Below are 3545 nucleotides of genomic sequence, written 5' to 3' on the forward strand. Positions count from 1 at the left end.
GTCGCCGGCGACCCGGACGCCCTGATCCGTACGGTCGCCGTCAGCGGCGGCTCGGGCGACAGCCTGTTCGACGACGTCAGGGCCGCGGGGGTGGACGCGTTCGTCACCGCAGACCTGCGCCACCACCCGGTCTCCGAAGCCACCCAGCACAGCGCGCTCGCGCTGATCGACGCCGCGCACTGGGCCACCGAATGGCCCTGGTGCGAGCAGGCCGCCGCCCAGCTCGACGAGATTTCCGACCGCCACGGCTGGGACCTGCGGGTCCACGTCTCGAAGACGGTCACCGACCCCTGGTCCTCCCATCACTCTTCAGGAGCCCCCAACTGAACGCCGCGCCCGCCGACCAGATCCGACTCCTCGACGTCCAGGCCCTCGACGTACGACTGTCGCAGCTCGAACACAAGCGAGACTCACTTCCCGAGCACGCCGAGATCGAATCGCTCACCGCCGACCTCGCCCAGCTGCGCAGCCTCCTCGTGGCCGCGCAGACCGAGGAGAGCGACACCGCACGCGAACAGACCAAGGCCGAGCAGGACGTCGACCAGGTCCGCCAGCGCGCCACACGTGACCAGCAGCGCCTCGACTCCGGCGCCGTCTCCTCGCCCAAGGACCTGGAGAGCATCCAGCGCGAGATCGTCTCGCTCGCCAAGCGCCAGGGTGATCTGGAGGACGTCGTCCTGGAGGTCATGGAGCGCCGCGAGTCCGCGCAGGAGCGGGTCGCCGAGCTGACCGGGCGCGTCTCCTCCGTACAGACGAAGAACGACGACGCGGCCGTACGGCGCGACGCGTCCACCAAGGACCTCGACGCCGAGATCGCCTCCGTCACCAAGGAGCGCGAGGTCGTCGCCGGGTCCGTACCGGCCGATCTGCTGAAGCTGTACGAGAAGCTGCGCACCCAGCACGGCGGGGTGGGCGCCGCCCGGCTCTTCCGGCGCAAGTGCGAGGGCTGCCAGCTGGAGCTCAACATCACCGAGGTCAACGAGGTCAAGGCGGCGACGCCGGACACCGTCCTGCGGTGCGAGAACTGCCGCCGTATCCTCGTCCGCACCTCCGACTCGGGCCTGTAGGCGGTAGCGATGCCCAGGCAGACCCCGAAGTTCGTCGTGGAGGCGGACGGCGGCTCCCGAGGCAACCCCGGCCCCGCGGGCTACGGTTCGGTCGTCCTCGACCCGAAGACCGGTGAGGCGCTGGCCGAGGCCGCCGAGTACATCGGTGTGGCCACGAACAACGTCGCCGAGTACAAGGGCCTGATCGCCGGGCTCAAGGCGGCGAAGGCGCTGGACCCGGCGGCCGTCGTGCATGTCCGGATGGACTCCAAACTCGTCGTCGAGCAGATGTCGGGCCGCTGGAAGATCAAGCACCCGGACATGAAGCCGCTGGCGGCCGAGGCCGCGCGGATCTTCCCGGCGGGGCAGGTCAGTTACGAGTGGATCCCGCGCGAGAAGAACAAGCACGCGGACCGGCTGGCCAACGAGGCGATGGACGCGGGCAAGAAGGGCAAGCAGTGGGAGCAGTCCGCCTCCACCGCGGAACTGGACGCCCGCGCGGCACGTACGGCCGCGGTGACTCAGGCGCCGGTTCCGGGTGACGCGGCGGCCGGCGCGGCGAAGGCGCGGGCGGCGCTGGCGGGGCGAGGCGCGGCGGCGACCGAGCACGTCCAGACGGGCTTTGACTTCGCTTCCGACACTGCCGCCTCGGACGCCGCAGAAGAGGCCCCGGCCGTCGGCTGGGGCGCCGCCGACCTCGGGACGCCCGCCACCTTCGTCCTGCTGCGGCACGGCGAGACGCACCTCACCCCCGACAAGCGGTTCTCGGGCAGTGGTGGCACCGACCCCGAGCTGTCGGCGGTCGGCCGCCGCCAGGCCGAGGCGGCAGCCGCCGCTTTCGCGGCGCGCGGCACCATCCAGGACATCGTCTCGTCGCCGCTCAGGCGCTGCCGCGAGACGGCGGACGCGGTGGCGGCCCGGCTCGGGCTCGACGTCCGGATCGAAGAGGGCCTGCGCGAGACGGACTTCGGCGCCTGGGAAGGCCTGAGCTTCGCCGAGGTGCGCGACCGGTACCCCGACGACCTGACGGCGTGGCTCGACTCGCCCTCCGTGGCACCGACCGGCGGCGGCGAGAGCTTCGAGACGGTCGGCCGCAGGGTCGAGGCGGCCCGCGACCGGCTGCTGGCGCGCTACCAGGGCCGTACGGTGCTGGTCGTCACGCATGTCACACCGGTGAAGGAACTGGTACGGCTGGCGCTGGGAGCACCGCCCGAGTCCCTGTTCCGGATGGAACTCTCGGCGGCCTCGGTCTCGGTCGTGGCGTACTACACGGACGGCAACGCGTCGCTGCGGCTGCTGAACGACACGTCCCACCTGCGCTGAGCCCCCGTCGTCAAGCAGGTGCGACGGCGCAACGCGCCGTACCAGCGGCTCGGTTACCGCGCCGTGGCCGACTTCGTCTCGCTGTCCTTCGAGTCGTAGGTCAGGCCCGGCGGCTGAGCCGCAGTGTGGACGCCTCGCGGGCCAGGGACTCCACCCGGCCCCAGTCCTTCGCCGCGATGGCGTCCGCCGGAAGCATCCACGTACCGCCCACACAGCGGACGTTGGGCAGCGCGAGGTACGACGGCGCCGACTCGGCCGTGATGCCGCCGGTCGGGCAGAAGGCAGCCTGGGGGAGCGGGCTCGCCAGGGACTTGAGGTAGGCCGTGCCGCCCGCCGCCTCGGCGGGGAAGAACTTCATCTCCGTCACCCCGCGCTCCAGCAGCGCCACCACCTCGGAGGTCGTGGACACCCCCGGCAGGAACGGCACCCCGGACACCCGCATCGCCGTCAGCAGCATGTCCGTCCACCCCGGGCTGACCAGGAACCGCGCGCCGGCCGCCACAGAGTCGGTCACGGCTGCGGGCGTCAGCACCGTACCGGCGCCGACCACCGCGTCCGGCACACCGTCGGCGATCGCGCGGATCGCGTCCAGCGCGGCGGGCGTGCGGAGCGTCACCTCGATCGCGGGCAGGCCGCCGGCGACCAGGGCGCGGGCGAGCGGTACGGCGTCGGCGGCGTCGTCGAGGACGACGACCGGTATCACGGGGGCGAGGTCGAGCACGGAGGTCATGGGGTCATCCTGCCGCGCCCTTCCCACCGTCCGCAATGCCCGTTGCGCAGGGTGCAACGGGCGTGAGTGTGGCGCCCGACCGGATCAGTGGATCTCGGTGACCACGACATCCAGCTCCCACGTCTTGCCCGCACGCGCCGGAGGCTTCGCCTCGACCACGTACCCCAGCTCCCGCAGCGCCTCCACCAGCCGCGCGGGATCCTTCGGCCGGGCGCCCGCCGTCAGCAGGTCCCGTACGATCCGGCCCTTCGTGGCCTTGTTGAAGTGGCTGACCACGGACCGCCTCTCGGCCCCGGTCGCCGGGTCGATCTGCGCGTGCAGCACCCGTACCGTCGCCGTACGGGCCGCCAGCTCACCCTCGGCGCGCCAGGCCGCCGCGTACGCCGACGACCGCAGATCCAGTACGACCCCGCCGCCCGCGGCCTCGGCGGCCGACGGCAGGACGG

At 72.4% G+C, this 3545-nt stretch carries 5 protein-coding genes; 3 read left to right on the forward strand and 2 right to left on the reverse strand.

Translation table 11 applies throughout. From position 1 onward, the window contains the following. The 3 genes from HY68_RS18485 to HY68_RS18495 form a co-directional block, all read left to right on the forward strand. Window positions 1-327: Nif3-like dinuclear metal center hexameric protein (locus HY68_RS18485; protein ID WP_041990303.1), on the forward strand; the 327-nt coding region annotated here is incomplete at its 5' end. Then, window positions 324-1067 carry a C4-type zinc ribbon domain-containing protein gene (locus tag HY68_RS18490; RefSeq protein WP_198533419.1) on the forward strand — a complete coding sequence of 248 codons (744 nt, stop codon included), beginning with the start codon at window positions 324-326 and terminating at the stop codon, window positions 1065-1067. The genes HY68_RS18485 and HY68_RS18490, both read left to right, overlap by 4 nt. A gap of 9 nt (window positions 1068-1076) precedes the next feature. Continuing rightward, window positions 1077-2369 (forward strand): bifunctional RNase H/acid phosphatase, encoded by a 1293-nt coding sequence (locus tag HY68_RS18495; RefSeq protein WP_041990308.1) that lies wholly within the window; start codon window positions 1077-1079, stop codon window positions 2367-2369. Between the two features lie 100 nt (window positions 2370-2469). Here the strand turns inward: HY68_RS18495 and eda are convergent, their stop codons facing one another. Both eda and yaaA read right to left on the reverse strand, forming a co-directional pair. Then, window positions 2470-3099, reverse strand: coding sequence for a bifunctional 4-hydroxy-2-oxoglutarate aldolase/2-dehydro-3-deoxy-phosphogluconate aldolase (eda, locus tag HY68_RS18500; RefSeq protein WP_041990310.1), 630 nt, complete (start codon window positions 3097-3099; stop codon window positions 2470-2472). Between the two features lie 84 nt (window positions 3100-3183). Then, a partial coding sequence (gene yaaA / locus HY68_RS45245; RefSeq protein WP_041990314.1) for a peroxide stress protein YaaA occupies window positions 3184-3545 on the reverse strand: 362 nt, incomplete at its 5' end.

Origin of the sequence: Streptomyces sp. AcH 505 (assembly GCF_000818175.1) — a bacterium.
Lineage (GTDB): Bacteria > Actinomycetota > Actinomycetes > Streptomycetales > Streptomycetaceae > Streptomyces.

Coding starts and splice junctions, on each gene's coding strand:
- eda (WP_041990310.1), bottom strand. CDS start 3,099: ATGACCTCCGTGCTCGACCTCGCCCCCGTGATACCGGTCGTCGTCCTC.
- HY68_RS18495 (WP_041990308.1), top strand. CDS start 1,077: ATGCCCAGGCAGACCCCGAAGTTCGTCGTGGAGGCGGACGGCGGCTCC.